This is a genomic window from Nocardia sp. NRRL WC-3656 (assembly GCF_000720265.1).
Lineage (GTDB): Bacteria > Actinomycetota > Actinomycetes > Mycobacteriales > Mycobacteriaceae > Nocardia > Nocardia nova.
Genome location: NZ_JOJF01000019.1, coordinates 150,684 through 175,387, shown reverse-complemented (window position 1 = coordinate 175,387; position 24,704 = coordinate 150,684). Strand labels below are relative to the sequence as shown.

At 70.2% G+C, this 24,704-nt stretch carries 1 protein-coding gene (only partly in view); it reads right to left on the bottom strand.

Annotated features, from left to right (window positions below):
- Positions 1–52: 52 nt before the first annotated feature.
- Positions 53–24,704, bottom strand: the 3' portion of a protein-coding gene (locus IG65_RS0123735) for a non-ribosomal peptide synthase/polyketide synthase (protein WP_030517159.1). The gene runs 19,391 nt beyond the window's last position; 24,652 of the gene's 44,043 nt are visible here — the last part of the coding sequence; its start codon lies off the right edge, out of view; it ends in the stop codon at positions 53–55.

The following is a 24,704-nucleotide window of genomic DNA, read 5'->3' as shown; positions in this document are numbered from 1 at the left end:
CGAAAAGCCGGTGCCGAGATGCAACCGCACCCCGTGCACCGGCCTGTCCGGCTCACTCCGACTCGATCACCCGCACTTCGCCGGCGGCGTCGGTCGCCTCACCCGCCACGGTGAACCAGTGGCTGACCTCGCCCTCGGCCAGGTCACCGGAGATATCACCGCTGGGCAGGACCGAGAGTGCGCCCGCGGTCGCAGAGGTCAGGAATTCCGCCAGCGCTGCCGGACCCGCCGTCGCCGTGGTGTACGTGGTCGACTCGTAGTCGATCTCGTGGTCGGCGCGCAGGGTGTCGGCGTGGTCGAGTGCCTGCTCCTGGGTCAGCGTGCGCAGGGCGCCGTCGGCCGCCCGCACCACGAAAGCCGGATGCTCGTCCTGCAGGGGCCGGACGCGGTCGGCGTAGGACACCGGATGTGCCTGTGCCGCATCGATTTCCGCGCGCACCTTCGGATCGGTCGGGACCAGCCAGCGCACCGACTTGGCCGCCGGCTCCAGGGCGATACCCCAGCCGGCGCCCGCGGCGACGATCTCCCCGAAGGACAGGCCGTCGGCGAACAGCGCCGCGGCGCCGGCCTTCTGGATCGCCCACAGCGCCACCACGGCATCCACCGAATGCGGCAGGGCCACCGCGACGATGTCGCCCGGGCCGACGCCGCGTCCGATCAGCACCCGGGCCAGCTTCGACGACCGCGAATCCACCTCGTGATAGGCGATTTCGGCGTCGCCGGACAGCAGCGCGGGAGCCTGCGGATCCTCCTCGACCACATCGCCGAGCGCCTTGGCGACCGTCCGGCTGCCGACCCGGCCGGGTTCGGTGACCGGATCGGCGGTCACCGACGCGCCGGCCAGGATCCGCGCACGCTCGTCGGCATCGAGGATGTCGATATCGCCGACCGCGGCCTCCGGATCGCCGGTCAGCGCGTCCAGCACCCGGTCCAGCCGCTCGGCCAGGGTGTGCACTTCCTCGGCGGTGAAGCGACTGGTCAGGTACTTCCAGGTCACCTCGATCGTCGATTCGGCGGTCACCAGCAGGGTCAGCGGGTAGTGGGTCGCGTCGTTGGTGCCGACACCGGTCACCGACATGCCGTCGATCGAACTCGCCGCGGCGATCGCATCGGTATCCATCGGATACGACTCGAACACCAGCAGCGTGTCGAATTGCGCTCCGGCGCCGGCGATCCGCTGGATATCGGTGAGGCCCACGTAGTGGTGGTCGAGCAGATCTGCCTGATCGCGCTGCAGACCCTGCAGCAACTCACCGACCGACGAGCGGTCGTCCACGCCGACGCGCACGGGCAGCGTGTTGATGAACAGGCCGACCATGGATTCGACCCCGGTCAGCTCCGGCGGGCGGCCCGAGACCGTCGCACCGAACACCACGTCGTCGCGGCCGGTGAGCCGGCCGAGCAGAATGCCCCACGCGGCCTGCACCAGCGTATTCACCGTGACCCCGACCTCGGCGGCGTACTTGGTGATCCGGCGCGTGCGAGCCTCGTCGACCTCGGCGACGAACTTCTCGATCTCGTAGTGCTCGGGTCCGCGCGCCGCGGGTGCGAGCTGGGTCGGCTCGTCCGCACCGGCCAGTGCCCGCGACCAGGTGCGCAGCGATTCCTCGCGGTCGCGCCCGGCCAGCCAGCTCAGGAAGTTCCGGTACGAGGACACCCGCGGCAGTGCGGCGGTATCACCGCGCACCGCGTAGAGCACCAGCAGATCGCGCATGAGCAGCGGCATCGACCAGCCGTCCACCAGGATGTGGTGGGTCGTGATCGCCAGATGGAAGGTCGCGGTATCTTCGGCGGCCTCCGCGGGGCCCTCCGTGGTTACGCTCGCTGCCGCCTCCGGGCCCGTCGCTCCGGCCGTGTCGGTCCGGTACAGCGTGAACCGCAGCAGCGGCGCCCGCGACATGTCGAAGTGCGTGGCCCGATCCTCTTCGAGCAGGCGCTTCAACTCCGGAATCCGCTGCTGCTGCGGCAGATCCGTCAGATCGACGGTATGCCACGGCACCTCGACGCGATCCGAGATCAGCTGGACCGCCCGGCCGCCGGCGTCGGTGACGAAGGCGGCACGCAGGTTCGGGTACCGGTCCAGGATGCCCTGGCCGGCCGCGCGCAGCCGGTCCTCGTCGACCGCGCCGCCGAGATCCACCACGGCCTGCATGGTGTAGACGTCCACGGTCTGCTGGGTCATCATCGCGTGGAACAGCAGACCCGACTGCAGCGGCGAGAGCGGCCAGACGTCCGAGAGCCCCGGATACTGCCGTTCCCACTCGTCGATCTCGGACTGCGCGACCTCGACCAGCGGCAGATCGGACGGCGTCAGACCGCCCGCCTCCGGCTGCCGGACGTGGTCGGCGAGCGCGGTCAGCGCCGCCACCCACAGATCCGCGAATTCCTGCACGCGCTGCTTGCCGAACAGCCCGGTCGGGAACGCGAAGGATGCGGACAGCTGCGCGCCCTCCGGCCCGTCGGTGACAATCGCGTTGATGTCGATCGCGGCGTTGGCGGGCATATCCCGATCCATGTCGGCATCCAGCTGTCCCAGATCCGCCACCGGCGCCCAGTCGAAACCGACCGGCTCCGAGGCGGTTTCGGTGGTCTCGGCGGTCTGCGGGCCCGCACCGGTATCCGCGCGTCCCAGATAGTTGAAGCTGATCTGAGGCGCGGTACCGGCCGCCAGCTCCGAACCGGTCTCCGGGTTCAGGTAGCGCAGCAGGCCGTATCCGATGCCCTTGTCCGGCACCGCGAGCAACTGCTCCTTCACCGATTTCACGATGTCGCCCAGGGCTTTTCCACCACGCAGGGCGGCCGCGACGTCGGCGTGGCCCAGATCCAGCCGCACCGGATAGGCGTTGGTGAACCAGCCCACCGTCCGCGACAGATCGGCGCCCGGGACCACACTCTCCTCGCGGCCGTGTCCCTCGAGCTTCACCAGCGCGGCGCCGCCCGCGGCGTCACCGCGCCAGGTGCTGACCGCCAGCGCGAGCGCCGACAGCAGGCCGTCGTCGACACCGGCCCGGTACTTGTCCGGCACGCCGGTCAGCACCGCATCGGTCACCTCGGCCGGCAGCAGCACCTCGACCCGATCGACGGTGTCGAAGGTGTCGACCGCCGGGTCGAAGGCCCGCTCGCCCAGCACCGGATCCTCGGACGCCGCGATCTGCTGCCAGAACGGCAGTTCCGTGGCTCGTGCGGCCGCGGCGTCGACCAGGGCGTGCGCCCAGCGGCGCATGGACGTGCCGTTCGCGGGCAGCGCCACGGCCTGATCCGACCTCAGCTGCGACCAGGCCACCGCGAGATCCGGGATGAGGATGCGCCACGACACACCGTCGACCACGAAGTGGTGGGCGACGATCACGAGCACGTCCCGGCGGGAGGAGCCGGCACCGGTGAAGGCGAACCACAGGAACTGCGTCATCACCGCACTCGCCGGATCCAGGCGGCCCAGCGCGGCGTCGTATTCGACGCTCGCCCGGCGCGACAGTTCCGCGTCGGAGATGTCACCGGGCAGGTCGATCCGATGCACCAGGGCATCGACGTCGATCGCGCCCTGTTCCAGGGCCTCGAAGGTCCACCCGTCTTGGCTGTCCACGGCGGCGGACTCGTTGCGCCGCAACCGGGTCCGCAGCACATCGTGGTGATCGACGACCGCGGCGACGGTCGCGACCAGCGTCTCCCGGTCGGTGTCGTCGGGCAGTCGCAGCGCCATGGCCTGCGAGAACCGCTGATTCGACGATCCGGTGCCGAGGATCGAGGCCATGATCGGCGTCAGCGGGATCTCGCCGACACCGCCACCGGGCAGTTCGGCGAGCACCTGCTGCTCGGCCTCACCCGCGCGGGTGGCGATCTCCGCCAGCGCGGCCACGCTGCGCCGTTCGAAGACCTGCCGCGGCGTGAAGAGCACACCGCGTGCCTTGGCCCGCGAGACCAGCTGGATCGACAGGATCGAGTCACCGCCGAGCGCGAAGAACGAATCGTCGAGTCCGACCTGTTCGACGCCCAGCACCTCGGCGAACACCTCGGCGATGGTCGCCTCGAGCGCACTGGTCGGCGCCCGGAACTCGCGCGGCGCGAGCTGGGGTTCCGGCAGCGCCTTGCGGTCGAGCTTGCCGACCGGGGTCAGCGGAATCTCGTCCAGGACCACGATCGCCGAGGGCACCATATGCGGCGGCAGCACCGCGGCCACATGGTCGGTCACGGCCGCGGGGTCGACCGCACGTCCCGGAACACCCAGCACGTAGGACACCAGAATCGTGGCACCGGCGGCGGTTTCGCGGCCGATGGTGATCGCGAATTCGACATCCGGGTGCCGGCCGAGCACCGCGTCGATCTCACCGAGTTCGATGCGGAAACCGCGGATCTTCACCTGGAAGTCGGTGCGGCCGACGTAATCCAGCTCCCACGGCACCTCCGGGCGGGCGATATTGCCGGCGCGCACATCCGGTTCGGCGTACCACCGCACCACGTCACCGGTGCGGTACATCCGGGTTCCGGGCGCGCCCCACGGGTTGGCGACGAACCGCTCCGCGGTCAGCCCCGGCCGATGCTGGTAGCCGCGGGCCACCGCACCACCGGAGAGGAACAGCTCACCGGCCACCCCCGGCGGCACCGGGTTCATGCGGGCGTCGAGCACCAGCGCCGACATACCGTGCACCGGGGTGCCGATGGTGATGTGGTTGCCCGGGAACAACCGCGCGTACGAGGAGATGATCGTCGTCTCGGTCGGACCGTAGGCGTTGAAGTACTTGCGCCCCGGCTGCCACTTCGCCAGCAGTTCCGGCGTGGTCACATCGCCACCCACCGACGTCACCAGCAACTGCTCCTGGTCGGCCGGATCCATCGTGCCCAGCACCGCGGGCGTGATGATGGTGTGGGTGACCTGCTCGGTGCGCAGCAGTTCCGCCAGCTCCGGGCCACCGATGATCTGTGGCGGCGTGATCACCAGCGTGGCGCCGATGTAGAACGCGCACACCCATTCCAGCACCGACGGGTCGAAGCTGGGCGAGCAGATGTGCAGGAACCGATGCTGCGGCTCCAGGCCGTACAGGCTCGTCGCCACATCCGCCAGGCCGCCGAGACCGGCGTGGGTCACGGTGACGCCCTTGGGCTTACCGGTCGAGCCCGAGGTGTAGATGACATAGGCCGGATGCGCCATCTGCAACGGGGTATGCCGATCGGCGTCGGTCACCGGCGCCGCCGACTGCGCGGCGCACAGCTCGTCGGTCGCGGGATCGTCGAGGACCAGCCATTCCACGTCGCCGGGCAGGTCGCCGACATACGCCGAACCGGTGATGCCCAGCAGCGCACCGGAATCGGTGAGCATATGCCGCACCCGATCCTCGGGATAGTTCGGATCCACCGGCACGTGCGCGCCACCGGCCTTGGTGACGGCCAGGACGGCCAGCACCATCTCGTAGGAACGCGGGAAGGAGACCGCGACCAGTTGCTCGGGTCCGACACCGCGTTCGATCAGCACCCGCGCCAGGCGCGAGGACCGGTCGTCGAGTTCGCCGTAGGTGATCGATTCACCGTTGTAGCGCACCGCGATTCGATCGCGGCCGAGCCGGACGCCGTGGCTCATCAGATCCGGCAGCAGTCCGGTCGCCATCACCTCGTCGCCGTGGACGTGGGTGAGCAGCTCGTACTCCTCGGCGGCCAGCAGCGACAGATCGCCGACCGGGGTCTGCGGCTGCCCGACGATCGCCTCGAGCAGGCGGGTGAACCGCTGCGCGAAGACCTCCACCGTGGCGTCGTCGAAAAGATCACGCGCGTAGGAGAATTCGGCGTACATGCCGTTGCGGTCGTCGTCGGATTCGCGAACCGTCAGCGACAGATCGAATTTCGCGGTATCGACGTCGAAATCGAGCGCCGAGACGTGCAATCCGGGCAGTTCGAACGTGCTCTCGGGCAGGTTCTCGAACGACAGCGCCACCTGGAACAGCGGATGCCGCGCGGTGGAGCGCTCCGGATTGAGCAGTTCGACCAGCCGCTCGAACGGGATGTCCGCGTGCGCGAAAGCCTGCAGGTCCGCGTCCTTGGCGTGGCTCAGCAGCTCACCGAAGGTCAGCTCGCCGCGCACGTGGGTGCGCAGCACCAGCGTGTTGACGAACATGCCGATCAGATCGTCGAGTTCGGCCTCGCCGCGGCCCGCGATCGGGGTGCCGATCGCGATGTCGTCGGTTCCCGACATCCGCGCCAGGAACAGTGCGAGTGCGGTGTGCACGACCATGAACAGCGTCGCGTTCTGCTCGCGCGCGGTGCGCTGCAGTCCCTCGTAGAGCTCGGTGCCGATCGGGAACAGCACCCGCCCGCCCTGGAACGACTGCACGGTCGGCCGCGGCCGGTCCGCGGGCAGGTTCAGCTCGTCCGGAATTCCGGCCAGCGCCTGTCGCCAGTAGTCGGCCTGGGCGCTGAGCAGGCTCTCCGGATCGTCCTCGGAGCCGAGCAGATTGCGCTGCCAGATGCTGAAGTCGGCGTACTGCACCGGCATCGGCGCCCACGCCGGTGCCGCCCCCTCGGCGCGCGAGGCGTAGGCCACCATCAGATCCCGGGTCAGCGGGCCCATCGACCAGCCGTCGGCCGCGATGTGGTGTGCGACGAAGACCAGCACGAAGTCGGTGTCGGTGATCTGGAACAGACGGATGTGGAACGGAATCTGCGTGGTCACGTCGAAGCCGGTCGTCACCGCGGCGGTGACGGCCTCGACCACGCCGGACTCCTCGATCCGCACCGGCTCGAGATCGATCGCCACCTCGGCCGGCGACAGCACCCGCTGCACCGGCCCGGCGGCGGTCTCGGGGTAGACCGTCCGCAGGATCTCGTGGCGTGCGATGAGATCGGCGACCGCCTCGCGCAGCGCGGACACATCCAGCGCGCCGGAGAGCCGGATCGCCACCGGGATGTTGTCCACCGACGAGGTGGTGTCGAACTGGTTGAGGAACCACATGCGGTTCTGCGCCAGCGACAGCGGGATGTGCTCGGGGCGCGGTGCGGCCGTCAGCGGCGGGCGACCGCCGGCACCGGCCTGCTGTTCGACCTTGGCGGCCAGCCCGGCCACCGTCGAGGATTCGAACAGCGCCCGCACCGGCACCCGGGTGTCGAGCAGCGCACCGAGGCGCGCGGCGACCTGAGTGGCCAGCAGCGAGTTACCGCCGAGGGCGAAGAAGTCGTCGTCGGCGCCGACACGCTCGACCGACAGCACATCGGCGTACACCGAGGCGACCGCCTCTTCGATCGGTGTCGAGGGCGCCCGGAAGGCGGTGGTCTCGAATTCCGGTTCGGGCAGTGCGCGCCGGTCGAGTTTGCCGTTGATGTTCAGCGGCAACGCGTCCAGTTCGACGAAGGCCGAGGGCACCATGTACGACGGCAGCGCCGCGTTCAGTGCCGCCTTCACCGCGTCGATGTCGAGGCTGTCGCCGGCCGGGACCAGATACGCCACCAGCCGGTCGCCGATGCGCGGGTCCGACTTCGCCAGCACCGCGACCTGCGCGACCTCGTCCAGGCCGAGCAGCGCCGACTCGATCTCGCCGAGTTCGATACGGAAGCCGCGGATCTTGACCTGGAAGTCGGTGCGGCCCTGATATTCCAGTTCGCCCCGGGCATTCCAGCTCACCAGGTCACCGGTGCGGTACATCCGGGCGCCCGGCTGGAAGGGGTTGGCCACGAACCGGTCCGCGGTCAGATCCGGCCGCGCGAAGTAGCCGCGGGCCAGCTGCGCACCGGCCAGATACAGCTCACCGGAGACGCCGTCCGGCACCGGGTGCAGACGTGAATCCAGCACGTAGACCTGGCTGTTCCACTCCGGCGCACCGATCGACACCGACTGCTGTTCGTCCGCGGTGACGCGATGGCTCGTGATCGAGACCGCGGCCTCGGTCGGGCCGTACAGGTTGAACAGTTCGGCGGCGTTGTCGCGGCGGAACCGCTGCGCGGTCGCACCCGGCAGCGCCTCACCGATCGCCAGCACGCGACGCAGCGAATTCGTCAGCGTCCCATCGGATTCGGTGAGCAGCGCGTCCAGCATCGAGGGCACCACGTGCAGCGTGGTGACCGCTTCGCGGGCCATCAGCTCGTTGAGGTAGGCCGGGTCGCGGTGGCCGTCCGGCGCCGCGATCACCAGGCGTCCGCCGGAGACGGCCGCGGACCAGAACTCCCAGACCGACAGGTCGAAGGTGGCCGCGGTCTTCAGCAGCACCGAATCCTCGGCGCCCAGGCCGAATTCGGCGATCTTCCACAGCAACTGGTTGACCACCGCGGCGTGCGGGACCGCCACACCCTTCGGCCGCCCGGTGGAACCGGAGGTGAAGATGACGTAGGCGGTGTGCTGCGGCAGCAGCGGCGAGACCCGCTCGTCGTCCTCGATCGGCGAATCGTCACCCGCGGTGTCGATGTCGTCGACCCGGACCACCGGCGCGACATCGGTCTCGAATCCGGCGTCGGCATCGGTGAGTACACACACCACGTCGGCGGTGTCGAGGATGTACCCGGTGCGTTCGGCCGGCTGATCCGGATCCACCGGCACATAGGCGCCGCCGGCCACCGTGACCGCGTACATCGCGAGCACCAGATCGACCGAACGGCGCATCGCCAGCGCGACCCGCGACTCCGGCCCGACACCGAGCGAAATCAGGTGCCGTGCCAGCACATTCACCCGCCGGTCGAGTTCGGCGTAGGTCACCCGGGTGCCGTCGGCGCCGACCAGGGCGTCGCGCTCGGAGTAGGTCTCGACCGTCGCGTCCAGCAGCGAGGCCAGCGTCGCAGGCCGGTCCAGCGGGTGCTCGGTGGCGTTGCGGGCGGAGATCAGCGCACCGCGTTCGGCGGCGTCGAGCAGATCGATATCGCCGACCGCGGTATGCGGTGCGGCCACGAACGCGCCCAGCATCCGCACGAACCGATCCACGAAGCCCGCCACCGTGTCGTGGTCGAACAGGTCGGTCGCGTAGGTGAAGAATCCGGTGATGCCCTCGGGCGCGCCGGTCTCGCTGTAGCGGTCGGTGGCGATCAGGTGCAGGTCGAACTGCGAGAGCTGGGTATCGAAGTCCAATCCGCTGACCCGCAGGCCCGGCAGCTCCAGCGTGGCCTGCGCCAGGTTCTGGAACGACAGACCCACCTGGAACAGCGGATGCCGCGCGGTGGAGCGCACCGGGTTGAGCACCTCGACCAGCCGCTCGAACGGCACGTCGGCGTTGGCGAAGGCCTGGATGTCGATATCGCGCTGCTGCCCCAGAAGTTCGGTGAAGCCGGCACCGGCGTCGACCTGGGTCCGGAACACCAGGGTGTTGACGAACATGCCGATCAGATCGTCGAGCACGGCCTCGCCGCGACCGGCCATCGGGGTGCCGATGGCGATGTCGTCGGAGCCCGACAGCCGCGACAGCAGGACGGCCAGCGCGGTGTGCACGACCATGAAAAGCGTCGCACCCTCGGTGCGGGCCAGGTCGATCAGCGCCCGATGCAGTTCGGCATCGATGCGCACCTCGACCTTGCCGCCGGCGAAGCTCTGCACGGCCGGACGCGGGCGGTCCGACGGCAGATCGAGCTGATCGGGCAGCTCGGCCAGCGCCTGCTTCCAGTACGCGACCTGCTTGGAGGCCAGCGAATCCGGATCGTCCTCACTGCCCAGCAGTTCGCGCTGCCAGATGCTGTAGTCGGCGTACTGAACCTCCAGCGGCGCCCAGTTCGGCGCCAGCCCGGCCGCGCGGGCGGCGTAGGCGGTCATCAGATCGCGAGTCAGCGGGCCCACCGACGAACCGTCGCCGGAGATGTGGTGCACGACCATGGCCAGCACGTATTCGGCGGTGCCGCTTGCGGTTTCGGTGTCGGGACGGACCTCGAACAGCGCGACCCGTACCGGCACCTCGGTGGTGACGTCGAAGCTGGTGTTGATCAGCGCGACCACCTCGGACTCGACCGCGGCGGCATCGACCACGCGCAGTTCGAGCTCCGGAATCGCCTGGGTTGCGGGCAGGATCACCTGCACCGGGCCCTGATCGGTCTGCGGGTACACCGTCCGCAGAATCTCGTGGCGCGCCACCAGATCCGCCATCGCGGCCCGAAGCGCCGAGACGTCCAGCGCACCGCTCAGCCGCACCGCGATCGGCACGTTGTAGGCGGCCGAGGCGGTGTCGAAGCGGTTGAGGAACCACATCCGCTGCTGCGCCAGCGACAGCGGGATCCGCGGCGGTCGCGGTGCGGCGGTCAGCGCGCGGCGGCCGCCGGCGTCGGCGTGGTGCTCCACGCGGGTGGCGAGCGCGGCGACGGTGGAGGCCTCGAACAGCAGGCGCACCGGCACCCGGGTGTTCAGCGCCTCGCCCAGGCGCGCGGCGACCTGCGTGGCGAGCAGCGAGTTGCCGCCCCACGCGAAGAAGTCGTCGTCGCGGCCCATCGTGCCGGATTCCTTGCGCAGCACATCGGCGAAGGTGTTGGCCACGATCTGCTCGATCGGGGTCACCGGCGCGCGGAAGACGGCCTTCTCGAAGACCGGTTCGGGCAGTGCGGCACGGTCCAGTTTGCCGTTGGCGTTCAGCGGCAGCGCGTCCAGCTGCATGAACACCGACGGCACCATGTAGGACGGCAGCTGTTCGGCGAGTGCGGCCTGCAGCGCCTGCTTGTCCAGTTCGGCGGTGCCGACCACGTAGGCGACCAGGCGATCGCCCAGATTCGGATCCGCGTGCGCGACAACGGCGGTCGCGGTCACGACCGGCTGCCGCAGCAGCACCGCCTCGATCTCGCCGAGTTCGATACGGAAACCGCGGATCTTCACCTGGAAGTCGGTGCGACCCCGGTAGTCCAGTTCACCTCGGTCGGTCCACGCCACCAGGTCACCGGTGCGGTACATCCGCGTGCCCGGCGCCCCGAACGGATCGGCGACGAACCGGTCCGCGGTGAGATCCGCGCGCCCGAAGTAGCCGCGCGCGAGCTGCGCACCGGCCAGGTACAGCTCACCCGGCACACCGACCGGAACGGGCCGCAGCCGCGAATCCAGCACGTACACCCGGCTGTTCCACTCCGGCGCGCCGATCGACACCGACTGGCGGTCGGCGGTGGTGACGCGATGGCTGGTGATCGAGACCGCGGCCTCGGTCGGGCCGTACAGGTTGAACAGCGCGGCCTCGGCGGTCTCCAGGAAACGCTGCGCGGTCGCGGCGGGCAGCGCCTCACCGATGGCGAGCACCCGCTTCAGCGACGAGCTGAGCATGCCTTCGCTCTCGGTGAGCAGGGCGTCCAGCATCGACGGCACCACATGCAGCGTGGTGACGGCGGTGCCGAGCATCAGCTCGTTGAGGTAGGCCGGATCGCGATGCCCCTCGGGCGCGGCCACCACGAGGCGGCCACCGCAGGCGGCGGCGGTCCAGAACTCCCACACCGACAGGTCGAAGGTCGCCGCGGTCTTGAGCAGCACCGAATCACCGGCGCCGAGGCCGAATTCGGCGATCTCCCAGCGCAACTGGTTGACGATCGCGCCGTGCGACACCACCACGCCCTTGGGGCGGCCGGTGGAGCCGGAGGTGAAGATCACGTACGCGGCGTTGGCCGCGGTGAGCTCACGCAACCGCTCCCCCGCGGTGATCGGCGCCGCCGAATATCCGGAGAGCTCGAGTCCGTCGAGTTCGATCACCGGACGCTGCGGAGTCCAGCGCAGCGCGCTCTCCTCGTCCTCGTCGGCGGTCGCCGCGACGGTGGCCGAGGTGGTCAGCACACAGGCGGGAGCCGCCGTCTCGAGGATGTAGTCGATGCGTTCGGCGGGCTGGCCCGGGTCGATCGGCACGTAGGCCGCACCGGTCTTGGCCACCGCGTACATCGCGACGATCAGCTCCACCGAGCGGCCCAATGCCAGCGCCACCCGGTCCTCGGTGCCGATCCCGCATTCGACGAGGTAGCGCGCCAGGCGATTCACCCGCGCGTCGAGGTCGCCGTAGGTCAGCACCTGCTGCGCCGTCCCGGTGGCCTCGGTGTCGACCACCAGCGCGACCGCGGTCGGGTCGGCGGCGACCGTCGCATCGAGCAGCGACACCAGGGTCGCCTCGGTGTCGATCGGATGGGCGGTCTCGTTCCACTGCCGCAGGATGCGGTCGTTCTCGGCGAGATCGAGCAGGTCGATATCACCGACCGGGCCGGACACGTCCGCGATCACGGCGTCGAGGACCCGGACGAACCGGTCCGCGAAGCCCTGCACCGTCGACTCGTCGAAAAGGTCTATGGCATAGCCGAATTCGGTGATGATCTCGGCCGGCGAACCGTCCTCGGCGTAGCGGTCGTAGAGCGTCACGTGCAGATCGGTCTTGGCCAGCTGGGAATCGAAATTCACCGCGCTCACCGACAGACCGGGCAGCTCCAGCGCGGTCTCGGCCAGGTTCTGGAACGACAGGCCCACCTGGAACAGCGGGTTGCGCGCCGTGGACCGCACCGGGTTGAGCACCTCGACCAGCCGCTCGAACGGCACGTCGGCGTTGGTGAAGGCCTCGAGGTCGCGCTCGCGCACATCGGCGAGCAGTTCGGCGAAGCTCGCGTTGCCGTCGATGCGGGTGCGGAACACCAGCGTGTTGACGAACATGCCGATCAGATCGTCGAGTTCGCGCTCACCACGCCCGGCGATCGGGGTGCCGACGGCGATGTCGTCGGTGCCCGACAGGCGCGAGAGCAGCACGGCCAGCGCCGCGTGCACGACCATGAACAGCGAGGCGTTGTTGGCGCGCGCCAGCTCGTGCAGGCGGGCGTGGCGCTGCGGGTCGATCTCGAAGCGAATCGCCTTGCCCTGGAACGACTGGGCCGGCGGACGCGGGCGGTCGGTCGGCAGTTCCAGCTGATCCGGCAGTCCGCCGAGGGCGGCGGTCCAGTAGGCGACCTGCTGGGCGGCCAGCGATTCCGGATCCTCCTCGGATCCGAGCACCTCGCGCTGCCACAGCGCGTAGTCGGCGTACTGCACCGGCAGCGGCGTCCACTGCGGCGCCTCACCCTGCACGCGTGCGGCGTAGGCCGCCATCAGATCCCGGGCCAGCGGTCCCATCGAGGAGCCGTCGGCGGCGACGTGATGGACGGTGAAGGCGAGGACGTGTTCCTCGGCCGACTGGTCCCCGCCGGTGATCCGGAACAGCGCGACCTTCAGCGGCACCTCTGCGGTGACGTCGAAGGTGGTCATCGCGAATTCGATGATGCGGTCGAGCAATTCGTCCTCGGCCACCGCGACCGGCTCCAGCGGGGGCGCGGTATCGGTCGCGGGCAGGATCACCTGATGCGGGCCGTCCGCCGAGCGCGGGTAGGTGGTGCGCAGCACCTCGTGCCGGGCCAGGACGTCGCCGAGCGCGCGTTCCATGGCCGCGACGTCGAGCGCGCCCGACAACCGCACCGCGAGCGGAATGTTGTCCACCGCGGAGGTGGTGGTGTCGAACTGGTTGAGGAACCAGTAGCGCTGCTGCGCCGGCGAGAGCGGAATCCGTTGCGGCCGTTGCCCGGCCACCAGCTTCGGCCGCGTCCGGCCGGATCCGGCGCCCTGCTCCAGGCGCGCGGCCAGGGCGGCGACGGTCGACGCCTCGAACAGGTCGCGCACCGCCAGCTGGGTGTCGAGCGCCGCGCCCAGGCGCGCGGTCACCTGGGTGGCGATCAGCGAGTTGCCGCCCAGTTCGAAGAAGTCGTCGTCGAGACCGACCCTGGGCACACCCAGCACATCGCTGAACGTGCCGGCCACGATCTCCTCGATCGGGGTGGCCGGGGCGCGGAACTGCCGGGCCTCGAACACCGGCGCCGGCAGCGCCTTGCGGTCGAGCTTGCCGGAGGCGTTGAGCGGGAAGGCGTCCAGCACGACGAAGGCCGAGGGCACCATGTAGCCGGGCAGCGCCTCGCCGAGTTCGGTGCGCACCGCGTCGGGGTCGACGATGGCGCCGGTCGCGGGCACCACGTAGGCGACCAGCTGATCGCCGAGCCGGTCGTCGGAGCGCACGACCACCACGGCTTGGGCGACGGCGTCGACCGCCACCAGTGCCGATTCGATCTCGCCGAGCTCGATGCGCAGACCGCGCAACTTCACCTGGAAGTCGGTGCGGCCCAGGTACTCCAGTTCGCCGCCGGCACTCCAGCGCACCAGGTCACCGGTGCGATACATCCGCTCACCGTTACCGAACGGGTTGGCCACGAACCGATCCGAGGTCAGATCGGCGCGCGCGACATAGCCGCGGGCCAGCTGGTCACCGGCCAGGTACAGCTCACCCGCGACGCCGGTGGCGACCGGGTGCAGCCGCGAATCGAGCACGTAGACGCGGGTGTTCCAGACCGGACGGCCGATCGGCACCGCGACCGTGTCGGCCTCGGTCACCTCGTGATAGGTGACGTCGACGGCGGCCTCGGTCGGGCCGTAGAGGTTGTGCAGCCGGGCGCCGGTCAGCTCGATCAGGCGTTGGGCGGTGACCGCCGGCAGCGCCTCACCGGAGGCGAACACCCGGCGCAGCGTGGTGCAGTCGGCGCCGGAGGCGTCCAGCGCGGCGACGAAGACCGACAGCATCGACGGCACGAAGTGCACGGTGGTGATGCGCTCGGCGTCGATCAGCTCCGCCAGATAGGCCGGATCGCGATGGCCGTCGGGCTTGGCGACGACCAGGCGCGCGCCGACCTGCAGCGGCCAGAAGAACTCCCACACCGACACGTCGAAGGTGGCGGGCGTCTTCTGCAGCACGACATCGTCGAGGTAGAGGTCGTACTCGTCCTGCATCCAGGCCAGGCGGTTCACGATCGCGGCATGGCTGACGGCCACGCCCTTCGGCCGCCCGGTGGAACCGGAGGTGAAGATCACGTAGGCGGTGTGCGCCGGACGCAGCGGGGCGATGCGGTCGGCATCGGCCACCGGATCGTCGGCGTACTCGGTCAACTCCAGGCCGTCGATCGCGACGACCGGCACGTCCGGCCGCGCCGCGAGCGAGCTGTCCGCGGTGGTCAGCACGCAGACCGGGTTCGCGGTCGCCAGCACGTATTCGGTGCGCTCGGCCGGGTGGTCGGGGTCCAGCGGCACATAGCCGCCGCCGGCGACCGTCACCGCGTACATGCCGATGACCAGTTCCAGCGAACGCCGCATATGCAGCGCCACCAGCGAATCCGGGCCCACGCCCTGCTCGATCAGGTAGCGGGCGAGCCGGTTCACCCGGGCCGCCAACTCGCCGTAGGACAGAGTTGTCCCCTCGAACGTCAGCGCCGGCTCGTCGGGATCGAGTTCGACCTGCCGATCGAACATCGAGGCCAGCGTCAGCGCGACGGTACCGGCCGCCCGGCCGAGAACGACGCGGTCGACGTCGTAGGCGGTGGCGTTCCAGTTGTCGACGATGGTGCGCCGCTCGACGGTGTCGAGCAGGTCGATATCGCCGAGCGCGGCGGCGGGGTCCGCGGTCACCGCGTCCAGCATCCGGACCAGGCGATCGGCGAAGGCCGCGACCGTCCGGGCATCGAACATGTCGGTGGCGTAAGCCAATTCGGCCGACATGCCTTCGGCGGAACCGTCGGCGGCGAAGCGCTCGGTGAGGTTCAGGTGCAGATCGAATTTCGCGGTCAGCACATCCAGCGGCAGGCCGCTGACCTCCAGATCCGGCAGCGCGAACGAGGCCTCGCCGGTGTTCTGGAACGACAGCATCACCTGGAACAGCGGATGCCGCGCCTGCGAACGCGCCGGATTCAGAATCTCCACCAGCCGCTCGAACGGCAGATCCGCATGTCCGAACGCGGCGAGATCGGATTCCTTGGTGCGCGCGAGCAATTCGGTGAACGACATCGCCGGATCGACACTGCTGCGCAGCACCAGCGTGTTGACGAACATGCCGATGGCATCGTCGAGCGCGGCCTCGCCGCGGCCCGCGACCGCGGTGCCGATGGCCAGATCGTCACTGCCGGACAACCGCGCCAGCAGTGCCGCGAAGGCCGCGTGCGTGACCATGAACAGGCTGGCGCCGTGGGTGCGGGCCAGCGCGTTGAGCCGGCGCACCAGCTCGGCGTCGAGTGAGAACTCGTGCACGCCACCGCGATACGTGGCGACCGCGGGTCGCGGACGGTCGGCGGGCAGATCCAGCTGGTCGGGCAGACCGGCCAGATGCTGCGACCAGTACGACACCTGCTGGGCGATCAGCGATTCCGGATCGTCCTCGGAACCGAGCGTTTCCCGCTGCCACAGGGCGTAATCGGCGTACTGCACCGGCAGCGGCGCCCAGCCCGGCGCGGCGCCCTGCGAGCGCGCCGCGTAGGCGAGCATCACATCGCGGGCCAGCGGCCGCACCGACCAGCCGTCACCGGAGATGTGGTGGACGACGAAGACCAGCACGTAGTCCGGCGCCGGTTCACCCGCGCCGTTGCCGCTCGCATGTTCGACGCGGAACAGCTTGGCGCGCACCGGAACCGCGGCGGTGACGTCGAAGCCGGTGAGGACCAGTTCGCGCACCCGCTGGGGCAGTTGCGCCTCGGTTACCGGTTCGGCGTCCAGTTCCACCGCGTCGCGGTCGGCGGGCAGGATCACCTGCACGCCCTGGCCCTCGGAGGTTTCCGGGTAGACCGTGCGCAGCACCTCGTGGCGTTCGATCACATCCGCGACGGCCTCGCGCAGGGCGTCGACGTCGAGCGCGCCGGTGAGCCGGACCGCCATCGGGATGTTGTTGACCGCGCTGGCGGTGTCGAAGCGGTTGAGGAACCACATCCGCTGCTGTGCCAGCGAGAGCGGAATCTCCTCCGGTCGCGGTCCCGCGACCAGGGCGCGGCGGCCACCGGACCCGGCGTGGGTCTCCAGCCGGGCGGCGAGCGCCGCCACGGTCGGCGCCTCGAACAGGGTCCGCACCGGGATGCGGGTGTTCAGCGCTTGGCCCAGGCGGGCGACCACCTGGGTGGCGATCAGCGAGTTGCCGCCCAGTTCGAAGAAGTCGTCGTCGAGACCGACCGGCCGGGCCTCGGTGTCGATGCCCAGGACCTCGGCGATGGTGGCGGCGACGATCTCCTCGACCGGTGTGGTCGGGGCGCGGAACTCCCGTGCCTCGAATTCCGGTGCGGGCAGCGCGCGCCGGTCCAGCTTGCCGTTCGCGCTCAGTGGCAGGGCGTCGAGCACGACGATCGCGGCCGGAACCATATAGGAGGGCAGCCGCGCCGCCAGTTGCGCGCGGATCGCGTCGAGATCGAGTTCTCCGGCGCCGGCGGCGGGCACGACATAGCCCACCAGCTGCTCGCCGATCCGCTCGTCGGAGCGCACCACGGCCACCGCCTGCGCGACCGAATCCTGTGCGGTGAGCGCGGATTCGATCTCGCCGAGCTCGATACGCAGACCGCGCAACTTCACCTGGAAGTCGGTGCGGCCCAGATATTCGATGGCCCCGTCGGCGCCGCGGCGCACCAGGTCACCGGTGCGGTACATGCGGGAACCGCTGCCGCCGAACGGATTCGCGACGAAGCGGTCCGCGGTCAGGTCGGTGCGGCCGAAGTAGCCGCGCGCCAGCTGAGCGCCGGCCAGATACAGCTCACCGGCGACGCCGGCCGGAACCGGATGCAGCCGCGCGTCCAGGATGTAGGCCTGCGCGTTCCACACCGGCAGGCCGATCGGCACGGCTCCCGCGATATCCGCGGCGACCGGCATGGCGGTGGCGTGCACGGTGAACTCGGTGGGGCCGTACAGGTTGTGCAGTTCGGCGGTGCCGATGCGACGGTAGGCCTGCGCGGCGTCGGCGGTGAACGCCTCACCCGCGATGAGCAGGGTGCGCAGCGAGGACACCTCGGTGGCAGTCCCGGCGTGCACGCTGTCGGAGAACACCGACAGCATCGACGGCACGAACGAGGTCATCGTGACCTGCTGGGCCGCGATCACCTCGGCGAGATAGCCGGGATCGCGATGGCCGTCCGGCGCGGCGATCACCAGGCGCGCGCCGGTGGCGGTCGCGCCGAACAGCTCCCACACCGACACATCGAAGGTCGGCGGCGTCTTGAACAGCACCACCTCACCCGCGCCGATGCCGTATTCGGCGGTGATCCAGCGAATCTGGTTCACCACCGCGGCCTGCGAGACCGCCACACCCTTCGGCCGTCCGGTGGAACCGGAGGTGAAGATCACGTAGGCGAGGTGCTCCGGCCGCAGCGGGGCACGCCGTTCGGTGTCGTCGAGTTCGCCGTCCGCGTAGCCGGACAGATCCAGCTCGTCGATGCGCACGGCGGTCGCCGCACCCTCGAGCGCGCGGTCGATGTCCGCGCCGTCGCGTGCGGTGGTGAGCACGGCGATCGGCGCGGCGGTGTCGACCACATAGCGAATGCGCTCACCCGGCTGTTCCAGATCCAGCGGCACGTAGGCGCCACCGGCCTCCAGGACCGCGTAGGCGGCCACCACGAGGTCGAGCGAACGCCGCATGCCCAGTGCCACCCGGGTATCCGGGCCCACACCGGCCTCGACCAGACACCGGCCGAGTCGCCGGGCCCGCGCCGCGAATTCGGCGTAGGTCAGCGTGACGCCGGCCTCGGGGTCGACCACCGCGACCGCGTCCGGGGTCTGTTCGACCTGGGCGTGGAAATCGGCCAGCAGGGTGGTGGCGCCTTCACGGCGTACCGGCAGATGACGTGCCGTGTTGTTCCAGCCACGCAGTTCGCGCGCCGCCTCGGCGGGAGCGAGCAGATCGATGTCGCCCACCCGGGCCGCCGGTTCGGCGACCACGGCGGTCAGCACCCGCACCAGGCGATCGGCGAAGCCGGCGATCGTCTCGTCGTCGAAAAGGTCGGTGGCGTAGACGAATTCGGCACTGATACCGCCGGCCGCGGTGGCGCCGTCGGCCGTCTCGGCGGTCTCCTCGGTGAGCACCAGCTGCAGATCGAACTTCGCGGTATCGATCGGCAGTTCCACACCGCTGACCGTCAGTCCCGGCAGTTCCAGGGCGTTCTGGCCGGTGTTCTGGAACGACAGCATCACCTGGAACAGCGGATGCCGCGCCTGCGAACGCGCCGGGTTCAGAATCTCCACCAGCCGCTCGAACGGCAGATCCGCATGTCCGAAGGCGGCGATGTCGGTGCTGCGCACCGACTGCAGCAGATCGGTGAAGCTCGCACCGCCGTCGATCTCGGTCCGCAACACCAGGGTGTTGACGAACATGCCGATCAGATCGTCGAGCGCGCGCTCACCGCGGCCGGCCACCGGCGTGCCGATGGCGATATCGGCCTCCCCGCTCAGCCGCGACAGCACCAGTGCCAGCGCGGCGTGGGTGACCATGAACATGGTCGCGCCGCGGGTGCGGGCCAGTTCGGCCAGCCGGGCGTGCACGTCGGCGTCGATGTGGAAGGTGTGCGTCGCGCCGCGGCCGGAGGCGACCGCCGGACGCGGCCGGTCGGCGGGCAGATCGAGCTGTTCGGGCAGTCCGCGCAGCGCGTCGCGCCAGTAGTCGATCTGGTCCGCGATCACCGATTCCGGATCGTTCTCGCGGCCGAGCACCTCGCGCTGCCAGAGCGCGAAGTCGGCGTACTGCACCGGCAGCGGCGCCCAGGCCGGTTCGCCGCCCTCGACGCGCGCACCGTAGGCGGTCATCACGTCGCGGGTCAGCGGGCCCATCGAGAAGCCGTCGGCGGAGATGTGGTGCACCACCAGGGCCAGCACGTGCTCGGTCGGGCTGACCTCGAACAGCCGGGCCCGGAACGGCACCTCGACGGTGACATCGAAGCCGGTGCCGACCAGCTCCGAAATCCGTTGCGGCAGTTCGGCTTCGGTGACGTCGATCGGAGTGAGATCGGGGATGACCTTCGAGGTCGGCACGGTCTCCTGGTACGCGGTCCCGTCCACCTCGGGGTAGCGGGTGCGCAGCGATTCGTGGCGCGCCAGCACATCGGCGACCGCGATCTGCAGTGCCTGCCGGTCCAGCAGGCCCGACAGCCGCACCGCGGCCGGGATGTTGTCCACCGCGGATTCGGGATCGAAGCGGTTGAGGAACCACATCCGCTGCTGCGCCAGCGACAGCGGCACCAGCTCGGGCCGGTGCTGCGGCACCAGCGCCGCGCGACCACCGGCGCCGGAACGGGTTTCGGCCCGCGCGGCCAAGCCGGCGACGGTGGAGGCCTCGAAGATCTCGCGCACACCCAGCTGGGTGTCCAGGGCCGAGGACAACCGGGCCGCCACCTGGGTGGCGATCAGCGAGTTGCCGCCGAGGGCGAAGAAGTCGTCGTCCAGGCCGACCCGGTCCACGCCGAGCACCTCGGCGAAGGTGCCCGCGACGATCTGCTCCACCGGGGTGACCGGCGCGCGGAACACCGCCGCCTCGAACACCGGGGCGGGCAGCGCCTTGCGGTCCAGCTTGCCGGACGCGTTGAGCGGGAATTCGTCGAGCACCATCACCAGCGCGGGCACCATGTAGCCCGGCAGCTGCCGGCCCAGTTCCTCGCGCACCGCTTCGGCGTCGACCGGAAGTCCCGGCGTGGCAACGACATACGCCACCAGCTGGTCGCCGGTGTGCTGGTCGCCGCGGACCACGACGACGGCCCGGTCGATCTCGTCGAGCCCGGTCAGCGCCGTCTCGATCTCGCCGAGCTCGATGCGCAGGCCGCGCAACTTCACCTGGAAGTCGGTGCGGCCCAGGTAATCCAGTTCACCCTGTTCGTTCCAGGCCACCAGGTCACCGGTGCGGTACATCCGCTCGCCGGCCAGGGCACGACCGGCGGGCCCGGAGGCGGTAGCGGAGCGTGACCACGCAGGGCCCTCGGGAGTGCCCCCATCCGACACAGCGAACGGGTTGGCCACGAACCGGTCCGAACTCAGATCCGGACGCGTCACATAGCCGTGCGCGAGCTGGGCGCCCGCCAGATACAGCTCACCCGCGACACCCACCGGAACCGGCCGCAGGCGCGAATCCAGCACGTAGACACGGGTGTTGAAGACCGGGCGGCCGATCGCCACGGAATCGACATCGGCATCGGTCACCTCGTGATAGGTGACGTCGACCGCGGCCTCGGTGGGGCCGTACAGGTTGTGCAGCGCGGCGCCGGTGAGCTCGCGCAGACGCTGCGCCGACTTGGGCGCCAGCGCCTCGCCGGAGGCGAACACCAGGCGCAGCGTCGTGCATTGCGCGGCCGCCGCCTCGGCGACGAAGACCGCCAGCATCGACGGCACGAAGTGCGTGACGGTGACGCCATCGCCGACGATCACCTCGGCCAGATAGGCCGGATCGCGATGGCCGTCGGGCCGCGCCACCACCAGCCGCGCGCCGATCTGCAAGGGCCAGAAGAACTCCCACACCGACACGTCGAAGGTCGCGGGTGTCTTCTGCAGCACCACGTCGGCGGGGGTGAGACCGTATTCGGCCTGCATCCACACCAGCCGGTTGACGATCGCCGCGTGCGGCACCGCGACGCCCTTGGGTCGGCCGGTGGAACCGGAGGTGAAGATCACGTACGCGGTGTTGGCCGGGCGCAGCGGGCCGCGGCGCTCGGCGTCGGCGATCGGGTCGATCGAGTAGCCCGACAGGTCCAGCAGATCGATGCGCACCTGCGCGGTGTCGATCTCGAGGTCGTCGCCGGAGGTCAGCACACAGACCGGGTCCGCGGTGGCCAGGATGTATTCGGTGCGCTCGGCCGGATGGTCCGGATCCAGCGGCACGTAGGCGCCACCGGCGGCGGTCACGGCGTACATGCCGACCACCAGGTCGATCGAACGCCGCATACCGAGTGCCACGAAGGTGTCCGGGCCGACGCCGCGCTCGATCAGCCAGCGGGCCAGTGCGTGCACCCGGGCCGCGAAGTCGGCGTAGGACAGACCTGTCCCCTCGAAGCTCACCGCGGTGGCGTCGGGCGTGCGCTCCACCTGCGCCTCGAACAGCGAGACCAGGGTGGCCGAGCCGTCGACCTCGTGGTCGGTCGAATTCCATTGCGACACCACGAGTTCGCGTTCGGCGGGCTCGAGCAGTTCGATATCGCCGGCGCCGATCGCGGGCTCGCCCACGATGGTGGTGAGCACCCGCAGCAGCCGGTCGGCGATGCGGCGCACCGCGTTCTCGTCGAACAGATCGCGCAGGTAACCGGCCCGGATTCGCAGTGTTGAACCCAGCGAGGCGATCAGGCTCAGCGGATAGTGGGTGGCGTCGGTGGCCTCGAGTCCGGCCACCGCCATACCGTCGATATCGGCGGCCTGACGCTGAATGCCCTCGGCATCCACCGGATAGGACTCGAACACCACCAGGGTGTCGAACAGTCCGCCGACGCCGATCGCGTCCTGGATATCGGCCAGGCCGAGGTAGTGGTGATCGAGCAGATCCGCCTGCTCGCCCTGCACCCGGGCGAGCAGCTGCTCGGCGGATTCGGCGGCATCCAGGCGGACGCGCACCGGCACGGTGTTGATGAACAGGCCGACCATGGATTCGACCCCGGCCAGCTCCGGCGGGCGGCCCGAGACGGTGGTGCCGAACACCACGTCGTCACGGCCCGTCATGCGGCCCAGCACGATGCCCCAGGCCGTCTGCAGCACCGTGTTGGCCGTGACGCCGAGGCGCGCGGCGAATTCGGTCAGCCGCGCGGTCTGCGCGGTGTCGAGTTCGAAGACGTACTCGTCCGACAGCGCGGTGATCTCGCGACCGGCGTCGGGGCGCGCCAGCAGGGTCGGCTCGGAGATGCCGGCGAGGGCATCGGTCCACGCCGCCAGCGAGGCCGAATGATCCTGCTGGGCAACCCATTCCAGGAAGTGCCGGTAGGAGCGCACCGCGGGCAGCGCGCCGGAGTCGGCGTGCGTGGCGTAGAGCACCAGCAGATCCCGCATGAGCAGCGGCATCGACCAGCCGTCGAGCAGGATGTGGTGGTTCGAGACGACCAGCGACCAGCGCTGCTCGGCCACCCGGATCAGGGTGAACCGGATCAGCGGCGGCGCGGCCAGGTCGAAGCGGCGGGTCCGGTCGGCCTCGATCAGATCGTCGGCCTCGCCGGTCTCGCGGCGGTCGTGTTCGGCCCAGGCCGCCCGCACGCCGTCCAGCACGACCTGCACCGGATGGCCCTGTGCGTCGGTGACGAAGGCCGTGCGCAGCGTCTCGTACCGATCGATCAGAGCCTGTGCGGCACTGCGCAACCGGGCCGGATCGACGCGACCGGTGAGATCGAGGACGGCCTGACCGGTGTAGACGTCAACGGAGGCGGCGGCCAGTTCGGCGTGGAACAGCAGACCGGCCTGCAGCGAGGACAGCGGCCACACCTGCGAGATCTCGCCGAAGCGCCGCTCCCAGCCGTCGATATCGCTCTGGTCGACGCGCACCAGCGGGAAGTCCGACGGGGTGTGCCCACCCGCACCGGCCGATTCCGCGTGCCGCGCAACGGCTTCCAGCGCCCGCGTCCACAGCTGCCCGAATTCGCGCACGTCGTCGGCGTCGAGCAGCGTGGTCGGATAACCGATCCGCGCGGTCAGCCGGTCGCCGACCACGATGGCGTTGATGTCCAGCGGCGCCATCGCCGGCATATCGGCGTCGTAGTCGCCGGCCAGTTCGCCGAGTTCCGGGGCGGGAATCCAGCCGAAGCCGCGCAGCGCCTCGGGCACCGCGTTGTCGGAGATCCGGCCCAGGTAGTTGAAGCTGACCTGGCCCGGCATCTGCTCGGGCAGCCGGTCGGCGGTACGCGGGTTCAGGTAGCGCAGCATGCCGTAGCCGAGGCCCTTGTCGGGCACGGCCAGCAGCTGTTCCTTGACCGCCTTCACGAACCGGCCCATCGCCGGGCCACCGGTCAGCGCCGCGTCGATGTCGAGCCCTGACAGGTCGAAGCGGACCGGGAAAATCGCGGTGAACCAGCCGACCGTGCGGGACAGATCCGCGCCCGGCACGACATCCTCTTCGCGGCCGTGGCCCTCGAGGCGCACCAGCGCACTGTCGGCCCGCTCGTCCGAACCGGCGTGCGCGGCACGCCATTTCGCGACGGCCAGCACCAGCGCGGCCAGCAGGCCGTCGTTGATTCCACCGTGGTAGAGCGCCGGCACGGCGGTCAGCAGGGCCTTGGTGACCTCGGGCGAGACCTCGACCTCGACCTTCCCCGCGACCCCGGCCACATCGACGGCGGGATCGAACGGCCGCTCGGTGAGCAGCGGATCCGGACCGTCGACGACCGCACGCCACCAGTCGAGTTCGTCGTCGCGCTCGGCGGCCGCCCGCTCGAGCGCATGCGACCAGGTGCGCATGCTGGTCGGCGGTGCGGCCAGCTCCGGCGTCTGTCCGGCCGAGAGCTGTCCCCAGGCGGTGACGAAGTCGGGCACCAGGATGCGCCAGGACACACCGTCGATGACGAGGTGGTGGGCGACCACGATCAGGCGTCCGGTCCGCTCGGCGGCCGAGGGCTCCAGCCAGGCGAAGCGCACGACCACCCCGGCCTCCGGATCGAGCCGGTCCAGGCTCGCGTCCAGGGCCGCGGTCGCGATCTCGAAAAGCTCCGAATCGGTTGCGGCGGCGTCGAATTCGGTGTGATCGAGCAGTGATGCGATATCGACGGCGCCCGGTGCGGCGGTCTCCACGATCCATTCCGCACCCGCATGCCGGCGCAGCCGCGCCCGCAGCATGTCGTGGCGGTCCACGACGGCGGCGACGGTGGCGAGCAATCCGGCCCGGTCGATGCCGATCGGCAGTTCCAGGGCCAGCGCCTGATGGAACCGGCCGAACGAACCGGACCGCTCCACCATGAACCGGGCCACCGGAGTCAGCGGCATGGTGCCGACGCCGCCACCCGGCAGCTCGGCCAGCACGGGCACCGAATCGCCCTGTCCGGCAGCGGATTCGGCGACCATC